This is a genomic window from Clostridium sp. D53t1_180928_C8, assembly GCF_015667795.1.
GTDB lineage: Bacteria > Bacillota > Clostridia > Clostridiales > Clostridiaceae > Clostridium.
The window spans coordinates 1-19478 of the sequence record NZ_JADPEL010000054.1; the positions used below are offsets into that span (position 1 = coordinate 1).

20 protein-coding genes are annotated in these 19478 nt (G+C 26.6%); 5 read left to right on the forward strand and 15 right to left on the reverse strand.

The annotated features are described in order from the left end of the window. Positions 1 to 69: 69 nt before the first annotated feature. Entirely contained in the window at positions 70 to 303 is a 234-nt protein-coding gene (locus I4V51_RS17970; RefSeq protein ID WP_195989814.1) for a hypothetical protein, read from the reverse strand. Positions 304 to 416: 113 nt separating this feature from the next. Further along, on the reverse strand, positions 417 to 947 hold the full coding sequence (locus I4V51_RS17975) for a 2'-5' RNA ligase family protein (RefSeq protein WP_195989815.1): 531 nt from the start codon (positions 945 to 947) through the stop codon (positions 417 to 419). A gap of 113 nt (positions 948 to 1060) precedes the next feature. On the opposite strand from I4V51_RS17975, the gene I4V51_RS17980 reads away from it, so the two are divergent. Continuing rightward, entirely contained in the window at positions 1061 to 1675 is a 615-nt protein-coding gene (locus I4V51_RS17980; RefSeq protein ID WP_195989816.1) for a hypothetical protein, read from the forward strand. Between the two features lie 49 nt (positions 1676 to 1724). On the opposite strand, the gene hydF is transcribed toward I4V51_RS17980, so the two are convergent. From hydF to trpS, 11 genes are all read right to left on the reverse strand, one after another. Further along, positions 1725 to 2915 carry a [FeFe] hydrogenase H-cluster maturation GTPase HydF gene (gene hydF, locus I4V51_RS17985; RefSeq protein ID WP_195989817.1) on the reverse strand — a complete coding sequence of 397 codons (1191 nt, stop codon included), beginning with the start codon at positions 2913 to 2915 and terminating at the stop codon, positions 1725 to 1727. A gap of 8 nt (positions 2916 to 2923) precedes the next feature. Beyond that, positions 2924 to 4300: a [FeFe] hydrogenase H-cluster radical SAM maturase HydG gene (gene hydG, locus I4V51_RS17990; RefSeq protein WP_195989818.1), complete on the reverse strand. Its 1377-nt coding sequence runs from the start codon at positions 4298 to 4300 to the stop codon at positions 2924 to 2926. 19 nt (positions 4301 to 4319) lie between these two features. Next, the gene (gene hydE / locus I4V51_RS17995) at positions 4320 to 5450 is read right to left on the reverse strand and encodes a [FeFe] hydrogenase H-cluster radical SAM maturase HydE (protein WP_195989819.1); all 1131 of its coding nucleotides are present in this window, start codon (positions 5448 to 5450) and stop codon (positions 4320 to 4322) included. A gap of 8 nt (positions 5451 to 5458) precedes the next feature. Next, positions 5459 to 5707 carry a TM1266 family iron-only hydrogenase system putative regulator gene (locus tag I4V51_RS18000; RefSeq protein WP_195989820.1) on the reverse strand — a complete coding sequence of 83 codons (249 nt, stop codon included), beginning with the start codon at positions 5705 to 5707 and terminating at the stop codon, positions 5459 to 5461. A 313-nt stretch (positions 5708 to 6020) separates the two neighbouring features. After that, positions 6021 to 6680, reverse strand: coding sequence for an HD domain-containing protein (locus I4V51_RS18005; protein ID WP_195989821.1), 660 nt, complete (start codon positions 6678 to 6680; stop codon positions 6021 to 6023). Positions 6681 to 6834: 154 nt separating this feature from the next. Then, a complete protein-coding gene (gene metH, locus I4V51_RS18010) occupies positions 6835 to 10494 on the reverse strand; it encodes a methionine synthase (RefSeq protein WP_195989822.1) in 3660 nt (1219 codons plus the stop codon). A gap of 71 nt (positions 10495 to 10565) precedes the next feature. Further along, positions 10566 to 10883, reverse strand: coding sequence for a nucleotide pyrophosphohydrolase (locus I4V51_RS18015; RefSeq protein ID WP_195989823.1), 318 nt, complete (start codon positions 10881 to 10883; stop codon positions 10566 to 10568). 141 nt (positions 10884 to 11024) lie between these two features. Further along, positions 11025 to 11522: a hypothetical protein gene (locus tag I4V51_RS18020; RefSeq protein ID WP_195989824.1), complete on the reverse strand. Its 498-nt coding sequence runs from the start codon at positions 11520 to 11522 to the stop codon at positions 11025 to 11027. 220 nt (positions 11523 to 11742) lie between these two features. Continuing rightward, complete coding sequence (locus I4V51_RS18025) at positions 11743 to 11943, reverse strand: hypothetical protein (protein WP_195989825.1); 201 nt, start codon at positions 11941 to 11943, stop codon at positions 11743 to 11745. A gap of 257 nt (positions 11944 to 12200) precedes the next feature. Continuing rightward, positions 12201 to 12620, reverse strand: a complete 420-nt coding sequence (locus I4V51_RS18030) for a C-GCAxxG-C-C family protein (protein WP_195989826.1) — start codon at positions 12618 to 12620, stop codon at positions 12201 to 12203. A gap of 71 nt (positions 12621 to 12691) precedes the next feature. Continuing rightward, positions 12692 to 13714, reverse strand: coding sequence for a tryptophan--tRNA ligase (gene trpS / locus I4V51_RS18035; RefSeq protein ID WP_195989827.1), 1023 nt, complete (start codon positions 13712 to 13714; stop codon positions 12692 to 12694). A 470-nt stretch (positions 13715 to 14184) separates the two neighbouring features. Here trpS and I4V51_RS18040 point away from each other — a divergent pair, with 470 nt between their 5' ends. Genes I4V51_RS18040 through bioD form a run of 4 tightly spaced genes read left to right on the forward strand, consistent with a single transcriptional unit; the run spans position 14185 to position 17361 of the window. Continuing rightward, positions 14185 to 15165: a biotin--[acetyl-CoA-carboxylase] ligase gene (locus tag I4V51_RS18040; RefSeq protein ID WP_195989828.1), complete on the forward strand. Its 981-nt coding sequence runs from the start codon at positions 14185 to 14187 to the stop codon at positions 15163 to 15165. Then, positions 15166 to 15738: a biotin transporter BioY gene (locus I4V51_RS18045; RefSeq protein WP_195989829.1), complete on the forward strand. Its 573-nt coding sequence runs from the start codon at positions 15166 to 15168 to the stop codon at positions 15736 to 15738. It abuts the gene before it with no gap. Next, positions 15722 to 16687, forward strand: a complete 966-nt coding sequence (gene bioB, locus I4V51_RS18050) for a biotin synthase BioB (protein ID WP_195989830.1) — start codon at positions 15722 to 15724, stop codon at positions 16685 to 16687. Before I4V51_RS18045 ends, bioB begins: the two co-directional genes overlap by 17 nt. Beyond that, the gene (gene bioD, locus I4V51_RS18055; RefSeq protein ID WP_195989831.1) at positions 16684 to 17361 is read left to right on the forward strand and encodes a dethiobiotin synthase; all 678 of its coding nucleotides are present in this window, start codon (positions 16684 to 16686) and stop codon (positions 17359 to 17361) included. Before bioB ends, bioD begins: the two co-directional genes overlap by 4 nt. A gap of 45 nt (positions 17362 to 17406) precedes the next feature. Here bioD and I4V51_RS18060 read toward each other — a convergent pair whose 3' ends face one another. Both I4V51_RS18060 and I4V51_RS18065 read right to left on the reverse strand, forming a co-directional pair. After that, complete coding sequence (locus tag I4V51_RS18060) at positions 17407 to 17934, reverse strand: FmdE family protein (protein WP_195989832.1); 528 nt, start codon at positions 17932 to 17934, stop codon at positions 17407 to 17409. Between the two features lie 339 nt (positions 17935 to 18273). Continuing rightward, the gene (locus tag I4V51_RS18065; RefSeq protein ID WP_195989833.1) at positions 18274 to 19329 is read right to left on the reverse strand and encodes a nitronate monooxygenase family protein; all 1056 of its coding nucleotides are present in this window, start codon (positions 19327 to 19329) and stop codon (positions 18274 to 18276) included. Positions 19330 to 19478 lie beyond the last annotated feature (149 nt).

Consider the following 19478-nt stretch of genomic DNA (forward strand, 5'->3'; position numbering starts at 1 on the left):
AAAAATAAGATAATTGCATAAAAAAAGATAATCAATATAGAAATACTATAATGATTATCTTTATACTTATTATGATTTAACTTTATCAATTTTATTTAAAGCTGTTATTACCAAAGCTGATATTATTACTAACCAAATCATAAAATTTGATGCTCCTAAAAAATCATTTCTTTCCTGCATATAACTAACAAATGTTGACACTTCTTCATTTGTAAAAAATAATTCTGTTTTAAATAGAATATTATATAAAACTAAAATAAAAATACCATATATTAATGGTTTAATAATTAATATTCTTTTCATATTTCCCCCATACTTAATTATTCTATAATAATCTATGTAAACATTATTACTTATATGTTTAGTTAAATAAAAAATTGAAGTCAGATTGTAAGAAATTAAATTTAATTTATGAACTAATTCTTAAATATAAACTCTTTATGTAATTGCCATGTATTTTCTTCCCACTTATAAATACAAATATTATCAAATGTACATTCAAATGTACATTTAAATCTTGTTATATAATCCCATAATTCAGTATATATTTTTTGAATTTTTTTAGAGCTTAAAGTTATATGAAATATTTTATCTTTACCATCACTTTTAGTAAAATTAATATATGGAATTTTAGAAAGAGTTTCAATAAGCTTATCATGAACATTCTTTCCTTCTGTTGACATATTTACATCCATATAAATTACCCTATTGTCAAAATGGTTATATCCATCTATTATATATGGTGCAGCTTTTTCGATGCTACAAATTTCCTTTATACTATCCTCTAAATCTTTAATACTTCCATCATATTCAAATGGAGCTTTTATTGTAAAATGAGCAGGAAGCTTTGATGATCTAGCTTTAAATTTTTTAAATATATCTTTTCTTAAATCATTATTAAACTTTCCAGCTTCTCCTTTTACAACACTTACAATTACATATCTCATTAATTTATACACCTTCTTTTTTCTATTATATTTATATTTCCTAAAATTTTATAAATATTTTAAAATATTTACTCATATAAATCAATAAAAGAGTTAAAGATGGAGGAACTTTTATGCCAGAATTATCTACTCATATTAATTTTATTAAACATTTAAATGATATAAATTTTAATGATTATGATTTATACTATTTAACTCTCGGAAGTATAGCCCCTGATTATTATGTTGTTTTTAAAAATAAAGAAAAGGCTTGTTTATCACATTTTAAAGAAAAAATAACTGATAAACCTAATATTTATTCTTTTAAAAACAAAATTTCGAATTTAAAATTATCTTATTATGAGAAATCATATGTAATGGGCTATTACTATCATTTATGGTTAGATAATTACTTTAATGAAAATATAAATAATCTGCCTATAAAAAAAAGTACTTACAATTCATTTCTTGAAAAAAAGTTTATAAAAGAAAATATAAAAAACTATGATTTAAAATGTATTATTAATTTTATTAATTCAATAAGTTTATCCAACGCTATTGAATGTGATAACAATATACTTCCTGTTACAATAAAAAAGGCAAATAATATATTAAGAGATTTAAAATTTAAAAGTTCAATTATGGATTTAAAATTATCATGTCCTGTAATTATTGATAATAATGATTATAATAAATTTATAATAAAATCTGTTAATAGCTTAATATCATCTAATGATATTATTATTTGAATATATTATAAAAATTGCAATAAGGCTGCCTAAAAAGACAACCTTATTATTATTTATTAAATATTTCTAAACTCCTATCTAAAATGCCATTTAAGAAGGCTAAAATCACTCCATAATTTGTTATTGCTACGTCTTTATCATTACAGAGTTTTATTCTATTTAATATAATTTTTCTATTTATCATACAGCCACCACAATGAATTATTAAATCATATTCATTTATATTCTCTGGAAAATCATGCCCTACTCTAAATTCATAGTTTAATTCTGCACCAACGTACTTATTTAAAAGCTTTGGTATTTTTATTCTACCTATATCTTCATGAGAAATATTATGTGTACAGCTTTCAGAAATTAATATTTTTGAGTTTTTATTTAAAGTGTTTATTTTCCTTGCCCCATTAACAAATGAATTTAAGTCTCCTTTATGATTTGCAAATAAAATAGAAAAACCTGTTAATTTTATATCCTTAGGTACAATTTTATTTACTTTTTTAAAGGCTTGTGAATCCGTAACAACTAAATCAACATCTTTTATATCATTTAAAGCTGATTGAAGTTCTGTATCTCTTACAACATAGGTTTTAATACCATTGTCTAAACAATCTCTAATACATTGAACTTGTGGTAATATAATTCTTCCTTTTGGAGCCTCAGAATCTATGGGAACAACTAATATCACTTTCCCACCATAAGGTACTAAATCTCCTATTATAGGTATTTCGTTTTCAGTGTCTTGAAGCTTTGTTATTAATTGATTTTTTAATTCATCAATACCTTCATTACTGTAAGTAGATATAAACACAGCATTGATATATTTTTCTTTTATTCTATTTAATTTAGATTCTTCTATATCTTCAATCTTATTTATGACTAATAGATATGGTATATTATGTTTTTTAAATTCTAATTTTATATCTTTATAATCATTATCATTTATATTATTTGCATCCATTACATATAAAGCAAAGTCTGTTCCTTTTATTATATCCATAGTTTTTTTTACTCTAAGTTTACCAATCTCACTTTTATCATCAAGTCCAGCAGTATCTATAAATAAAACTGGACCAATTGGAATTAACTCCATAGCTTTAAAAACAGGATCTGTTGTTGTTCCATTAGTATCTGATACTATAGAAATTTCTTGACCACAAATACTATTAATTAAAGAAGACTTTCCAGCATTTGTTTTTCCAAATATAGCTATATGTTTCCTATTTGCATTTGGTGTACTATTCATTTTTCCCCCTAAATATAAATATCTCTTTTGCCTTCCTTTAATTTAATTATTCCTTCATTAACAAAACTTTTTATAGACTCATTGTTTATTTTCAGTATTTCATCATTTACTATTTTTTCTGTCTTATTGCATGTTTCTTCATCACCATAATCTAATGCATACTCCATTAATGTCATTAATGCATTTGGCTCACACATATTTTGTATTTCACCAGTTTTAGCTAACCCCATAAAAGTTTCACCAGTTCTTCCTTTTCTATAACATGCAGTACAATAACTTGGAATATAACCTTCATCCAATAACCAATTTAAAACTTCTAATGGTGTTCTTTCATCTGAAGTTTTAAACTGTTCAATACTGTTACCTTCTTCCCTTTGCTTATAGCCTCCAACTCCAGTAGATGAACCTGAACTAACTTGAGTTACCCCAAATTTTAAAGCATCTCTCCTCATCGCTTCATCTTCTCTTGTGGACATAATTATTCCTGTAAATGGAACTGCTATTCTAATTATTGCAACTATTTTTCTAAACATATTATCGCTTAATAAATATGGGAAATTTTCTAATGTAACTCCTTCTGCTTGTCTAATTCTTGGAACTGATATTGTATGAAAGCCAACTCCAAACCTTTTTTCTAAGTGTTCATTATGCATCATTAAAGAAAGTACTTCAAATTTAGGGTCAGATAAGCCAAATAAAACACCACCACCAACATCTTCAATTCCAGCTTCCATTGCTCTATCAAAAGCATTTAAATGATATTCATAACTAGATTTTAGTGAGTGCGGATGCATTATTTCATATGTTGGGTTATGATAAGTTTCTTGAAATAAGATATAAGTTCCTATATTTGCATCTTTAAGCTTTTTATAATTTTCCACTGTAGTTGCTGCAATATTAACATTTACTCTTCTAATATTTCCATTTTCATTTTGAGTTTTATATATAGTATCAAGACTTTCTAAAACATATTCTATAGGTGCATTTACTGGATCCTCACCTAGTTCTAAAGCTAATCTTTTATGCCCCATTTTTTCTAATATTTTAACCTCTTCTTTTATTTCAGCTTGTGTAAGTTTTCTTCTTTTAAAATTATTACACTTTTTATAACCACAGTACACGCAATTATTAACACAATAGTCGCTAATATAAAGTGGAGCAAATAAAACTACTCTCTTACCATAAATAGAGTTTTTTATTTCTCCCGCAACTTTAAACATTTCTGCTTCTAATTCTCTATCATCTAATTGTAATAATGAAGCAATATCTTTATGAGAAATACCCATTTTTTCTCTTGCTTTTTCTAATATATTTAATATATCATTTCTTGATGCTTTTTTACCTTCCTCTAATAATTCATATACCTCTTCATGATTAATATACATAAATAATTCTCCTACCATTTTATTTTACTAAAGTTATATTATTTAAATTAACTTCAAAATTATTTTTTATTTTTATATTTTTATATATTAAGTTTCTTTCTCTTTCTGATAGTACTAAGCTATCTCCTCTATCAACTTTTAATTTGAAACCTGCATTATTTATTCTTTTTTCGATACAGTCTCTACATTCAGCTGCTTCATCTCCAGTGCATATTTTCCCATTGTAAAGTGAATATTTTTCTCTTACACTTGTTGGAGAAAGATTAGGCATAACTACATTTCCACCGGCTTTTAACCCTTTCTCTCTTCCTAATGGATCAATACTTCCAAGTGCTGTTGTTGCAGGCAATAAAGTTTTAGGTAATATTAACCTTATTAAGGCTAACATTGTTATAGTTTTTTCAGCTGTACCTCCACACTCATTGGCAAGAGGTGTATCTATATGTGGGATAAATGGTCCAATACCACACATATGAGGATTTAATTCTTTTAAATACAATAAATCATCTACTAAATCATTATTATTTTGATTTGGTAGTCCAACCATAAATCCTGCTCCTATTTGATATCCTATCTTTTTTAAATTTTCAAGGCATTTTCTTCTATTTTCAAAACTTGAATTAGGATGTAAAGATTCATATAACATTTTATTAGCTGTTTCATGTCTTAATAAATATCTATCAGCACCAGCTTTAAACAGCTTTTCATATGATTTATATGAACGTTCACCAAGTGATAAGGTAATTGCATTATTAGGATATTTATTTTTTATATTTGTTATAATTTCAACCATTTTTTCATCAGTAAAATACGGATCTTCTCCTCCTTGAAGAACAAAAGTTTTATATCCTAACTTGTCACCAATATCTGCACATTCTAATATTTCATCTAAAGTAAGTCTATATCTATCTGCTTTATCATTGGATTTCCTTATTCCACAATACTTACAATCTCTAATACAATAGTTTGTAAATTCTATAAGACCTCTTATAAATACATTATTGCTATAATTTTTTAATGATACATCATGTGATTTTTCAATTAAATACTTCTTATCTTCAGTAGATATATTATCTAATAAAAATAAAAGTTCTTCATAGGAAGCCATAGATGTATTATAAAGTTTATTTATAATATCCTTAACATTCATAGTTTTATTTAAATCTCCCTTTTTGCAATTGCTGTTTTAACTACAACTCCTGGGATATTTCCTAACTTTCCAGTTAAACTATTAATATCTTCTAAAGTTCCTGTTACAGTTATACTAATAACAGAAATTCCTTCTTCAAAAGGTATACCCATTCTCCCTTTTATGCTACCTCTAAAATTTGAAACAATACTATTAAACTTTTCTTGACATTCTTTTGGTTCTTCTAAAATTGCACTTATTACAGCTATTTTCCTCAAAATTATCATCCCCTTATTCAATACTAATAAAAAAAGCTAGCTTTCTTTAAAAGAAAGCTAGCTAAATAAAATATATAAACGAAAAGAGGCGCTTATATATATTTACCAAACTTTTAATTACTCTCTTTTAGATCAGACTTAACTTTTCTATCAGATTTAATTATAATTCTTATATTTAATATCCTATATTTGTAAATAATTTATGTTTAAATAATACTCTCATTTCAAATTATTGTCAATAGAAAATATTTCTATTAAAGTATTCATTAAAATAGAAAAAATCAGAATTGAAATTTCAACTCTGACTTTTAAACTAATTATCTTCCATATTAAAGTTCCATTCATAATAAAACTCATTTAAAAATTCTTCCATATATTTATGTCTTGCTATAGCAATTTCTTTGGCTGATTTAGTGTTCATTAGGTCTTTAAGCTTTAATAATTTTTCATAAAAATGATTTATTGTATGATTATCGCTACTTTTAACTTCATCTAATGAGTTAAAGTTAATTGGTTTAATATTAGGATCATAAATAACTCTATTTTTACTTCCTCCATAGGCAAATGTTCTTGCAATCCCAATTGCACCAATTGCATCTAACCTATCTGCATCTTGTACAACTTTTCCTTCTATAGTATCTTGACTTGAATCAACTACGCCACCTTTAAAAGATATAGTTTTAATAATTTTAATAATTTTTATTAAATCTTCTTCAGTAACTCCAGAGCTTTTTAAAAAATTTTCTGTAGTTGTTGTATCTGTAATATTATTATTTGAAAATTTCCAATCATCTATATCATGTAATAAAGCAGTCATTTCTACTATAAAAAAATCTGCATTTTCTTTCTTAGCTAAGTATTTTGATAAATTATATACCCTTTCAATATGATACCAATCATGTCCACTACCTTCACCATAAAGTTTTTCTTTAACAAACTCTTTAGTTTTATTTATTATTAATTCTTTATCCATCTGTAAGCCCTTTCTTATATAAATAACTTTTAAATTATAAAATATGATTTAAATATATAAATAATATATCATAAAAAATATAACCTTGTTTCAAATAAAAAAGAACTAAGTATATCTAAATGATATACTTAGTTTCTTTAAATTTAAGTATTTTTTACTTATAAGATAAAATGTTAGGTAAAGATTTTTCAAGTTCTTCTCTAGTACATCCGATTCTTATTGCATAATCTTCAGCTTGATCTTTATCAATTAAATTAGAATTAAAATATCTTGATTTTTCTGAAGCAAAGTATAAGCCACATACTGATGATACAGGATCCATCATATAGCTTTCAGTTAGTTTTACACCTGTTACTTTTTCACCATCTAAAAGATCAAATAGTTTTTTCATTTGACTTTGATCACTAAGTGATGGATATCCAAATGCTGGTCTGATACCTCTGTAACTAGCTTTTAAAATTTCTTTCATATTTAAATTTTCATCTGTAGAATATCCCCAGTAATACTTTCTTACATCTTCATGAAGCTTTTCTGCAAATGCTTCGGCTAATCTATCACATACAAGTTTTAACATAATTGAATTGTATGAATCACCTTCTGATTCGAATTTTTTAGCATATTTATCTGCTCCAATTCCAGCTGTTACTATGAATCCACCTAAGTAATCAGCTATATCAGTTTCTTTAGGTGCAATAAAGTCAGAAAGGCATAAATAATTACCAGAACTTTTTTTTCTTTGCTCCCTAAATAAATTAAATGTTGTTGCTACACTATTATCGTTATTATAAACTTCAATATTATCCCCATTTGAATTGGCTTTAAATATACCAAAAACACCTTTAAGATCTATAATATTATTTTTTTCAATAAAATCTAACATATCATTAGCATCACTTAATATCTTTTTAGCTTCTTCTCCATAATTTGAATCTTTTAAAATATCTGGATATAACTTTTTCATTTCCCATGCTACAAAGAAGAATGTCCAATCAATATAAGGTTTTAAATCAGATATAGTATAATTGCAAATTTCTTTTATACCTATAAAATTAGGTTGTTCAATATCAGTGTTATTCCAATCTATTTGATATTTATTTTCCCTAGCTTCTTCTAATGATATCATCTTTTTTTCATATTTATTATAAGTGTTTCTTACATCTTCATATTCATATTCAATAGATTTAATATATTCAAATTTATTTTCACCTAATAGGTTTTTACATATTTCAACAGTTTTTGAAGCATCATATCCATATACTATTGTTCCACTATAATTAGGAGCTATTTTTAAAGCAGTATGAGCTTTTGATGTTGTAGCACCACCAATTATTATTGGTATATTCATATTTCTATTTTCCATTTCTGAAGCTATATGACACATTTCATCTAAGGAAGGTGTTATAAGACCACTTAGTCCAATTATATCAACATTTTCTTTAATTGCAGTTTCAATTATTTTTTCACAAGAGACCATAACTCCTAAATCTATTATTTCAAAATTATTACAAGCAAGAACTACACCAACAATGTTTTTACCAATGTCATGAACATCACCTTTAACTGTTGCTAAAAGAATCTTACCGGCTTTAGAGGTTTCCCCCTCTTTTTTATCATTCTCTATATATGGAAGTAAAAATGAAACAGCCTTTTTCATAACTCTAGCTGATTTAACAACTTGAGGTAAAAACATTTTTCCATCTCCAAATAATTCTCCAACTTTAGTCATACCATTCATTAATGGACCTTCTATTATATTAAGGGCTTTTGAATACCTTTTTATTGCTTCTTCTAAATCTTCATCTATATATTCAGTTATTCCCTTAATTAATGAGTAACTTAATCTTTCATCTAGGTTATTTTCTCTCCATGCATTTTTGTTAGTTTGGATTGAGGAATTTCCTTTTTTATAGTCTTCTGCTTTATCTAATAATCTTTCTGCTGCATCTTTACGTCTATTTAATACTACATCTTCAACAAGTTCTAATAAATCTTTAGGAATATCATCATAAATTTGTATCATTCCTGGATTAACTATTCCCATATCCATTCCAGCTTCTATTGCATGATATAAAAACACTGAATGCATTGCTTCTCTGATAGTATTATTTCCCCTAAATGAGAAGGATAAATTTGATACTCCTCCTGATACTTTAGCATAAGGAAGATTTTCTTTTATCCATCTAGTAGCATTTATATAATCAACAGCATAATTATCGTGTTCTTCTATACCTGTTGCAATTGCTAAAATATTAGGATCAAATATTATATCCTGTGGTGGAAATTTCAACTTATTAACTAATAAATTATAAGCCCTTAAGCATATCTCTTTTTTCCTATTAAAAGTATCTGCTTGTCCGTTTTCATCAAATGCCATTACCACAACAGCAGCACCAAAATCTTTAACAACTCTAGCATGAGTTAAAAATTCATCTTCACCATTTTTTAATGAAATGGAATTTACTATAGGTTTTCCTTGAATACTTTTTAATCCAGCCTCTATTACTTCCCACCTTGATGAATCTATCATTATAGGTTTTGAAGATATATCAGGTTCAGATGCTAATAGCTTTAAGAAATACTCCATTTCTTTAACACTATCTAATAATCCATCATCAAAGTTAACATCTATTATTTGAGCCCCATTTTCTACTTGATCTTTTGCTATAGACAAAGCTTCTTCATAATTCTTCTCTCTTATAAGTCTTGCAAATTTAGCAGAACCAGCTACATTAGTTCTTTCACCTATATTTATAAAATTATTCTCCTTATTGCTTCTAACTACCTCAAGACCACAATATATACTTTCTATTTTAATTTCTGGAATTTTTCGTGGCTCTAATTTTTCTACAACATCAGATATTGCTTTTATATGCTTAGCTGTAGTCCCACAACACCCACCAACAATGTTCACTTTCTTTTCTTCTGCTAATTGGCGTATAAATCCTGCAGTTATATTAGGTAGTTCATCATATTCACCTAATATATTAGGTAATCCTGCATTTGGATAAACAGATATAAACATATCTTGAGTATTAGCTAATTCTTTTATAAATGGTATTATATCTTCTCCACCAAAAGAACAGTTTAAGCCTATTGAAATTACATTTTCATTTCTAATTGATTGTGCAAAAGCATCTAACTTTTGACCAGATAATGTTCTGCCAGACTTGTCAGTTAAAGTTCCAGAAATCATTATAGGAAGATTTTTTCCTTTTAGATTATAAACATTATTAGCTGCAACTATAGCTGCTCTAGCATTCAGTGTATCAAAAATAGTTTCAATTAATACACAATCTATTCCACCATCCATAAGTGCAGAAATTTGTTCACTATAAGCTTCTACAAGCTCATCAAAAGTAATATTTCTATAACCTGGATTTTCTACATCAGGTGATAAAGATGCTGTCTTATTTGTAGGTCCAATAGAACCTGCAACAAATCTTGGTTTGTCTGGAGTTTTTCTAGTAAACTCATCTGCTACTTCTCTTGCAATTTTTGCTGATCTATAATTTAAATCATAAACTAAATGTTCTAATTTATAATCTTCTTGAGATATACTTGTAGAACTAAAAGTATTTGTTTCAATTATATCTGAGCCAGCCTCTAAAAAATCTCTATGAATTTTTTTTATTATTTCAGGCTTGGTTAGAGATAATACATCGTTATTACCTTTTTGTTCTTTATGAAAATCCTTAAGCAACTCACCCCTAAAATCTTCTTCAGTTAACTTAAAGTTTTGTATACTTGTTCCCATAGCACCATCGAGAACTACTATTTTCTTTTTTAAAATATCAATTAAATTGCCCCTATTCATTTGCTTTCCTGCCTTTACTTATGAGTTTTAGAATAATTATACATTTTTTTGATTTTATTTACAATATATAATTATAACTCAGTATATTTTTTACTATTTCCTTTAGATTTTTCCACAGGATATTTCTTTTCATTTTTATCCATCTTATTATTTATTATTTCATTAATATCAACATTTAAAGCATCAGCCATATGTAAGCAATAAACCATAACATCTGCTAATTCTTCTTGAACATTTTGTTTCTTATAATTTTCATTATCCCATAAGAATTCCTCTAATAATTCTGCTGCTTCAATAGAAATAGCTTTTGCTAAGTTTGATGGAGAATGAAATTGATCCCATTCTCTGTCTTTTCTGAATTTTCTTACTCTACTTATTGTTTCTTCCATTGATAGTACTCCTTTATAATTATAATTTTTATATATTCTACCATATATTTTATAAATAATCATATATAAGTATTATTTTTATAAAAAAGCTTAAAGGTCAGCAATTTGCCGACCTTTAGTTATTTTCTTTAAATTTAGACTTTATTTATTACTGCTTAACAAATTAACATAACCTAATATTTCGATATAGGGAAAGTATAAAAAATCATCCATTTTGAATTTAGAATTAGGTTGTATTTCAAGAAAGTCTGATGGAGAGTGGAAAATAACCTTTATTTCATTATTAACAATTTTTAAAGAGTTAGTTATGTCAATCTTATAGGGAACGTTAATATTATTAGAGGTTAATAGTAGCTTATCATTAAAATAAATATCAGTTAGTGTGCTAACTTTTTCCAAATTTAATATTACTTTATCGCAATAAAAAATTTCCTCATTAACATCAAAAAAATTTCTATATTCATAGGTATAGTCTATAATATTTATTTTTTTTAATTCATTAACATTAAAATAAAAATTTCTAATTTGATTATTTGAAATCGGATCCCCTAATATACTTTCTGATATATTAACCTTATTCCACTTGTCCTCTCCAGTTTTCCTCATTTTCCAATTTTTATTTAGTACTATCTTAAGCATAATATATTTTACTCCTATCAACCTTTAATATTATAATTTACAATTTCAAAATAACTTTTACATTAATTATTTATTGTAAATTTATTAATGTTAATATAAGCTTATTTTTAATTTATAAGTAATATTACATTATAAAAATAATTTACATAAAATAAAAAAGATTATATTATTGTTAAACGTATTAATATAATCCTTTTAATATTTATTAAATATATAGCTGCTAAATTTTATGATCTACTTTAAATTTTTTATAAAATGAAAATATACCTGCCCCTATAATTCCTAATACGCCTCCAAGTGCAAAGAAAAATAAAACATCTCCTACTAAAGATCCTGTTATTATTCCTATTCCAACACCACTTGCTAATCCTTTTGTTAAATATTCATAATCTTTTTCTGATAAAATTAACTTCTTCCACACTTCTTTTACACCCCATAATATACCGCAAAAATTTAATTTATATTTATTAGACTATTAATTAACATAAAAAGTTCCATAGATTCCTTTATTTTTTATTTTACATATAATTTTTACGCTCCTTCGTATTATAAAGGCTTTAATACACACTATTATATTCAGATTTATATAAATAGTTACTTAAAAATTATATTTTTTTATAAATAATATATAAGTTAAACCTAGTCTAATAAAACTTAAACCAGGTTTATAAATTATTTCTAACAATAGATATTCATTTTTAAATCTACTATTTCTTCTAAAATTTCTGCTGCATCTTCTACACAGCCTCTACAAGAACGTAACATTGTTCCAGTAGTAATACCTTTTAGCTCTTTACATAATACTGAAGTATTTTTATCTTTAAACTTTTTTTCAATTTCATTTAAAAGTTCTATATCATCTTTAACTGGTTCAGCCGGATTTTCTAGATTTATATTTCCATTTAAGTAATTAGCTATAACATATGCACCCATTACAGCCCCACATACTTTATAAGCCCCACCACTATATCTTCTTACTAAATCTTTCATCGTAGCTTCATCAACATCTACTAAATCACAGAATGCACATGCTACAGCTTGTGAACATGTATATCTATTTTTATGCAATTCTATTGCTTTATTTTTTCTTTTTCCCATTTTTTTATATCATCCTCTCTAAAGTCTTATTAGATATTTTTATTATATAGCTATTTGAAAAATTTGTCACTTTAATGCTGTGAAAAATATTCTATACCCATTGCTTCTCTTACTTCAGCTAAAGTGATAGCAGCTTTATTTCTAGCTATTTCACTACCTTTTTTCAAAATATCATATACATAATCTAAATCCTTTTCATAGATTTTTCTCTTACTTCTTATTGGTTCAAGCTCCGCTTGAATTATTTCATTTAGATATTTTTTTACTTGTACATCCCCAAGTCCACCCTTTTTATAATGTGATTTCATTTCTTCTAAGAAATCTTTATCTTTACAAAAGGCATCTAAATAGGTAAATACAGTATTATTCTCTATATTTCCTGGATCTTCAATCCTAATATGATTAGGATCAGTATACATGGACATAATTTTATTTCTTATCACATCTGACTCATCACTAAGATAAATTGCATTATTTAAAGATTTACTCATTTTAGCTTTACCATCTATACCAGGTAATCTCCCTAAGCCCTGCTCTGGTAAAACTGCTTTAGGTTCCACTAAAACTTCCTTATTGTAAATAGTATTGAAGCTTCTAACTATTTCTCTTGTTTGTTCTATCATAGGGAGCTGATCTTCACCTACTGGAACTATATCTGCTTTAAATGCTGTTATATCAGCAGCTTGACTTATAGGATAAATTAAAAATCCTGCTGGAATACTCATATTAAAATTTTTTTCTTTTATTTCATTTTTTACCGTTGGATTTCTTTCTAATCTCGCAACAGTAACTAAATTTAAATAATGCATTGTAAGTTCATTTAGTTCAGGTACTTGTGATTGAATAAAAATCATTGATTTGGTTGGGTCTATACCTACTGCTAAATAATCTAAAGTTACCTCTATCAAACTATTTCTTATTTTTGCAGGATTTCTAGAATTATCTGTTAATGCTTGTTGATCTGCTATCATGATATAACTATCATATAATCCACTGTTTTGTAAATTTACTCTATTTACTAGTGAACCCATATAGTGACCTATATGAAGTTTACCAGTTGGTCTATCGCCTGTTAAAAGAATTTCTTTTTTCATAATTATTGCTCCTTCTTTTTTTACTCAAATAGTACTATTTTTAAAAATAAAAAAACTCCATCCTAAATAAATAGGACGGAGTTTATATCCGTGTTGCCACCTAAATTGTGTAAAATAAATTATTAAAATTCACACCACTCTTAATCAAGTACTAACATACTCTATCTGCTATAAGGTGCAGCCCACCACGTAGATACTTTCAAATTTGATTTCTCATTGTTCCTCTGAGGCCCATTCATTAAATTATTTCTTGCTAAGATTCCACCATACCTAACTCTCTTTATTGAACCTAAACTTAATTACTCTTCCTCTTCGTAGGATATATTAATATTTTTAATATATTATATTCCTATGCTTTAGTATATGTGAAATATATTATAAAAATAATTCGATAAATTGTTAACCAATTTATTTATTTTGATTGACAAACTATTTTACTTTCAATATAATATCAACCAAGGAGGTTAGTTATGCTAATTAAAGGAAAAGTTTTAAAGATTTTAGAAGAAAACAAAGGTAAAAATATTTCAGGTGAAGAAATTGCAAAAGCACTGAATATATCTAGAACATCTATTTGGAAAGCAATTAATTCTCTTAGAAATGAAGGATATATTATTAATGCCGTTACTAATAAGGGTTATTCCTTAGATACTAATACTGATTTTATTTCAAAAGAAGGTATTTCCTTATATTTAAATGAGCCATGCTCTGATATAGAAATTTATAGTTATAAAACAATATCATCAACTAATAAAATAGCTAAAAATTTAGCTTTATCAGGTGCTAAACATGGAACAGTTGTTATTTCAGAAGAACAAACAGATGGAAAAGGTAGATTAGGAAGAATCTTTTATTCTCCAGCTAACACAGGTATTTATATGAGTATTATATTACGTCCAAATTTAACAGCTATGGATTCAGTATTAATTACTACATCTTCTTCAGTAGTTATCTGTAAGGCAATAAAAAAGGTTACTGGTATAGACTGTCAGATAAAATGGATAAATGATATTTATTTAAATAATAAAAAAGTTGCTGGAATATTAACAGAAGCCTCTACTAATTTTGAGAGTGGCACTATTGATTATTTAATCTTAGGAATAGGAATTAATTTTAATCAACCCAAGGATGATTTTCCTGAGGAGCTTAAATCAATTGCATCTTCATTATTTAATAATGATAACAACATTATTAATAGAAATATGCTTTGTGCAGAAATAATAAATAATATTTTAGATATGATTCCAAGAATTAAAAATTATGATTTTATATCAGAGTATAAAAAAAGAAGTATTGTCTTGAATCAAGAAATTATATATATAAATTCTGGAGTATCATCTAAAGGTAAGGCCATTAATATAAATAGTGATGGTTCTTTAGTAGTACGACATGATGATGGTTCTATTAAAATTTTAAATTCCGGTGAAGTTTCTATTAGGAGGTTAAATTAAATGAATAAACTTAATACAAAATCGCTTATTTTATGTTCACTATTTGCAGCATTAATTGCAGTTGGAGCCTTTATTAAAATTCCAATACCTGTTGTTCCATTTACCCTTCAAGTTTTATTTACTACATTAGCAGGATTATTACTTGGTCCAAGATTAGGAGCAATTTCAGTTGGCATTTATTTATTAGTTGGATTAATTGGTATTCCTGTTTTTACTCAAGGTGGTGGTTTAAGTTATATTGTTCAACCAACTTTTGGATATCTTATTGGATTTTTAGTTGGAACTTATGTTACTGGTTATATTACACATAAAACTACAAAACCATCTATTAAAAGGCTTATATGTGCAAGCTTAACTGGTTTATCAATAGTTTATATCTTTGGAATGGTTTATTATTACTTTATAGCAAATTATTATTTAAATTCACCTATTACTGTTGGTGCAGTAATATTTTATTGTTTTCTCATATGCGTTCCAGGAGATTTATTATTATGTATTATTAGTTCGATAATCGCTAAGAGAACAATTCCAGTAATTAAAGGACAGGTACTTGCAAATGAATATAATAGATAAACTAAAGGAAAAGATTTTTAATGGAGTTATATTAGAAAAAGATGAAATTCTTTCTTTATTAAATGAACCCCTTGATAAGTTATGTGTAGCTGCTGATGAAATACGCAGATATTTTTGTGGAGATTCTTTTGATATGTGTACAATTATAAATGGAAAATCAGGACAATGCTCTGAAAACTGTAAATATTGTGCTCAATCACTCCATTTTAAAACATCAGTTGAAGAATATTCTTTATTAGATAGTCAAGCTATATTTAATGATGCAAAATATAATGAAGAAAAAGGTGTATTAAGATACTCGATTGTTACATCTGGTAAAAGATTATCTCAAAATGATTTAAAAACTTTATGCAAATCTTATAGATTAATTAATGAAAACTTAAATATATCACTTTGTGCATCACATGGCCTATTATCTTATGATGATTTTGTAAAACTAAAGGAAGCTGGAGTTACAAGATATCATAATAATTTAGAAACATCTAGAAATTTTTTTCCTAATATCTGCACAACTCACTCTTATGATGAAAAAATCTCAACTATTAAAGCTGCTCAAAAAGCTGGTCTTGAAGTTTGTAGTGGTGGAATATTAGGTCTTGGTGAAACTATGGAAGATAGAATTGATATGGCACTTGAAATTAGAAATCTAGGAATTAAGTCTGTTCCTGTAAATATATTAAATCCTATTAAGGGTACCCCCTTAGAAAATAATAAAATATTATCTAATGCCGAAATTAAACTTACTGTCGCTATTTTTAGGTTTATACTACCCTATGGTGCAATTAGATTAGCTGGTGGACGTGGATTATTAGAGGATAAAGGTAAATCATTATTTAAGAGTGGTGCTAACGCTACTATTACTGGAGATATGTTAACTACTGCTGGAATTAGCATTAATGACGACTTTAATACAATAAAAGAATTAAATTATAAGGTGGCCAAGCTATGATACAATCATTAAAAAGTATACTATTAAATAGTAGAAAAGGAATATTTATTACAGCAACAGGCACTGAAGTTGGTAAAACTTATGTCTCTTCCCTTTTAATTAATACTTTAAAAAAAGAAAATATAAATGTAGGATATTATAAACCAGCTTTAAGTGGTGTAGATATTGTTAAGGAAAAGGCTATAGCAGGTGATGCAAATTATATTTGTAAAACATGTAATATAGATACTGATCCTAACTCCTTAGTATCTTATATTTATAAAACTGAAGTATCCCCACACTTAGCCTCTGTAATTGAAAATAATCCTATTTCATTATCTAAGATTTTATCAGACTATGAAAAGCATAAAAAAGAACATGAATTTTTAGTAGTTGAAGGATGTGGTGGAATTATATGTCCCTTAAACTTAAATAGTGAAAATTTGATGCTAACTGATGTAATTAAAGCTTTAAATCTAGATATTATAATAGTTGCAAATGCATCCCTAGGGACTATAAATAGTACTATTTTAACTATCGAATATGCTAAAGCTTTAAATATAAATATAGTTGGAATTATATTAAATAGGTATGATGAATCTAATTTTCTTCATATAGATAATAAGATTTCATTAGAGAAACTCACTGATATTCCAATTTTGACCTGCATTTTAGAAAATTCAAAAACACTTTAAATTTAGGCTGTATCAAAGTATATTTATTGATACAGCCTTTTAAAATTACCAACCTCTTGTGTATTCATTATAACAATCTAAACAAACTTTTTTCCCTTTTTCAATTCTTATCTTATGTTCTGGAGCTAACTCTCCACATTCTTCACACTTAATTGAATTAAATGATCGTGCATATTCTGGTACAATGAAATTTGGAGTTTTAATATCAAATAATTCTTTTTCAACTCCTTCTAATATATAATTTTGTTTTTCAGTTCTACTTCCATTAAAATTAAAGTCTTTTAGTATTATCCTAATGCTTCTATTATTTTTTCTATCAAAAAAAGAGAAAGCCATCTTGCCTGTTCCTTTATAAATTAAATTACCTTTTCCCATGGTACACCCTGTAATTACTTGAACAGCATCTACTCCACAAGCATCATTTTCAGTAATACAAACTATCTCTTCGTCCTTGGAAAAATTTAAATTTAGTTTTTCTTTAGCTATTTCACATGCTCTAAATCCAATTGCTAATCCAGGACATTCATGCCCATGGAATTCAACACACTTTTCCCATAAATCTTTCTTATACAATGTTAAAACCTCCAATATATAAAAAATAATTTTAAACTATATTTTACTATATATTGTATTATGATGTTGTTAGAACTTTTATTAATCATTAGATTAATTAAAAAATTAAAAATATATATGCCGTATAAAAACTATTAATTTATATAGTTAAGAGTGAAGAAGTAAGAATGAAAAGTTAAGTAAATAATTCAGCTAAGCTGAATTAAAATATATATTTTAAGAAACTACGATAGCAGTTTCAACCTTAACTCTTCACTTTTCCTTCTTCACTCTTCACTCAATTTAATTCGTAATATATTTAAAGTGTGTAGAACAAGATAGTTATACACTTACCACTACTTATCCAATAAGCTCTTCAATTAACTCTTTAACTTTAACAATTTTATCTAATCTATAAGCATTTGCACCACAAAATACAAGGGAATTATCAACATCACCTTTTACAGCACGTACTAATGCACCAGTTATGCAATATGGTATAGTTGACATATCACATTTTTTTAAGCATTTATAACATTTACTTATTTTTTCATTTGTTAATTTCCTATCTTCCATGAATTTATTACTTATAGCACGCCCTGGCATTCCAACTGGACTTTTTACTATCATTATATCTTCTTTTTTAGCGTTAATATAAGCCATTTTAAAGTTTATATCTGCATCACATTCTTCAGTTGCTACAAATCTAGTTGCCATTTGAACACCTGAACAGCCCAAACTAATATAATGATCAATATCAGCTCTATCATAAACTCCTCCAGCAAATACTACTGGTATTTTCTTATTATACTTTTTCTCATATTCTTTAATTATTTCTATTATTTCAAGAACTTCCTTATCATAACCCTTTGTTTCATATTCATCTAAACTTTCATTAGAAAAACCTAAATGACCACCTGCTTTTGGTCCTTCAATAACTACCATATCAGCAGTTCTTCCATAACGTCTGTCCCACATTCTTAAAATGACACTTGCAGACTTTGGTGGTGATACTATTGGAGCTATTTTAATATTTGAGCCTTCTGTAAGCTTTGGTAGGTCAGTTGGCAATCCTGCTCCTGATATAATTAAATCTGCACCATTATCTATTGCACATTTCACATATTCATCATAATTTCGTGTGGCACACATAATATTAACACCTATAATTCCACCATTTGATATTTCTTTTGCTTTTTTTATATGTTTTCCTAATGCTCTTATATTAGCACTTAATGAATCTTTTCCAAAATCATCCTCTAAATATCCAGGTTGTGCAGCTGATATTACACCTATTGCGCCTTCTTTCGCTACTGCTCCCGCAAGTGAAGACAGACTTACGCCTACTCCCATTCCCCCTTGTATTATTGGCACTTTTGCTACTAAATCTCCTATAATCAATGAATTTAATTTCATATATTAAACCTCCTAGTTATTCCAACTTATCCATGTAGTTTTTATAACTACATGATATAATGTTAGTATAATAAAGATATTAATTCCGCCTATTAAAGCCCTATTTTAATTGTAAACTTTATTTTGCTTTCTTCTGCTTATTTTATTCC

Coding starts and splice junctions, on each gene's coding strand:
- I4V51_RS17970 (WP_195989814.1), bottom strand. CDS start 303: ATGAAAAGAATATTAATTATTAAACCATTAATATATGGTATTTTTATT.
- I4V51_RS17975 (WP_195989815.1), bottom strand. CDS start 947: ATGAGATATGTAATTGTAAGTGTTGTAAAAGGAGAAGCTGGAAAGTTT.
- I4V51_RS17980 (WP_195989816.1), top strand. CDS start 1,061: ATGCCAGAATTATCTACTCATATTAATTTTATTAAACATTTAAATGAT.
- hydF (WP_195989817.1), bottom strand. CDS start 2,915: ATGAATAGTACACCAAATGCAAATAGGAAACATATAGCTATATTTGGA.
- hydG (WP_195989818.1), bottom strand. CDS start 4,300: ATGTATATTAATCATGAAGAGGTATATGAATTATTAGAGGAAGGTAAA.
- hydE (WP_195989819.1), bottom strand. CDS start 5,450: ATGAATGTTAAGGATATTATAAATAAACTTTATAATACATCTATGGCT.
- I4V51_RS18005 (WP_195989821.1), bottom strand. CDS start 6,680: ATGGATAAAGAATTAATAATAAATAAAACTAAAGAGTTTGTTAAAGAA.
- metH (WP_195989822.1), bottom strand. CDS start 10,494: ATGAATAGGGGCAATTTAATTGATATTTTAAAAAAGAAAATAGTAGTT.
- I4V51_RS18015 (WP_195989823.1), bottom strand. CDS start 10,883: ATGGAAGAAACAATAAGTAGAGTAAGAAAATTCAGAAAAGACAGAGAA.
- I4V51_RS18020 (WP_195989824.1), bottom strand. CDS start 11,522: ATGCTTAAGATAGTACTAAATAAAAATTGGAAAATGAGGAAAACTGGA.
- I4V51_RS18030 (WP_195989826.1), bottom strand. CDS start 12,620: ATGGGAAAAAGAAAAAATAAAGCAATAGAATTGCATAAAAATAGATAT.
- trpS (WP_195989827.1), bottom strand. CDS start 13,714: ATGAAAAAAGAAATTCTTTTAACAGGCGATAGACCAACTGGTAAACTT.
- I4V51_RS18040 (WP_195989828.1), top strand. CDS start 14,185: ATGCTAATTAAAGGAAAAGTTTTAAAGATTTTAGAAGAAAACAAAGGT.
- I4V51_RS18045 (WP_195989829.1), top strand. CDS start 15,166: ATGAATAAACTTAATACAAAATCGCTTATTTTATGTTCACTATTTGCA.
- bioB (WP_195989830.1), top strand. CDS start 15,722: ATGAATATAATAGATAAACTAAAGGAAAAGATTTTTAATGGAGTTATA.
- bioD (WP_195989831.1), top strand. CDS start 16,684: ATGATACAATCATTAAAAAGTATACTATTAAATAGTAGAAAAGGAATA.
- I4V51_RS18065 (WP_195989833.1), bottom strand. CDS start 19,329: ATGAAATTAAATTCATTGATTATAGGAGATTTAGTAGCAAAAGTGCCA.